Annotated in this window: 1 protein-coding gene; it reads right to left on the bottom strand. The window is 57.6% G+C overall.

Features of this window, described 5'->3' with window-relative positions; genetic code table 11:
• Nucleotides 1-324 precede the first annotated feature (324 nt).
• Nucleotides 325-516, bottom strand: a 192-nt coding sequence (locus AWB70_RS39490; RefSeq protein WP_143281759.1) for a hypothetical protein, incomplete at its 5' end; no start/stop codon positions are given.

Below are 516 nucleotides of genomic sequence, written 5' to 3'. Positions count from 1 at the left end.
ACTTTCTTTGCTGCTGCAAAGAAAGTCACCAAAGAAAGCAGCTTTCTCACCGCCCGCGGTCACACGCACGTTGGCCATTTTTCTCCTCCAGGAATGGCCCTCGCCTAACGAGTGCCCTCACAAGCCCAATCGGGCTTGGATCGCGCACGGTCCGTCACATCGCGCCACTCAATGTATTGGTACAGCCATTTCAAGTTCCGGCCCGCTGCGCGGCCGATGGGTCAATCGGGTATGCGTAGGTTTCCCCGGCATACCCAGCGGCAGCGCGTAGCGCTGTGCCGAAGCTATTTCGTGCTGAACCAGCGCGCTCAAAGTTATGGTTTGTCAGACCGTGCGCGATCCAAGCCCGATGGGTCCTTTGAGGGCGACACTTAGGCGAGTGCCACCTTGGAGGACAAAATGGCCAAACTGCGTGTGACCGCGGGCGGTGACAAAGCTGCTTTCTTTGGTGACTTTCTTTGCAGCAGCAAAGAAAGTTACCCCCGCCCCGGGGAGGGGCAGTGCTAATAAACCAAC

The sequence above is a fragment of the Caballeronia cordobensis genome (assembly GCF_001544575.2).
Taxonomy (GTDB): Bacteria; Pseudomonadota; Gammaproteobacteria; order Burkholderiales; family Burkholderiaceae; genus Caballeronia; species Caballeronia cordobensis.
The sequence above is the reverse complement of the archived record's forward strand: the minus strand, read 5'-3'. Positions and strand labels throughout refer to the sequence as shown.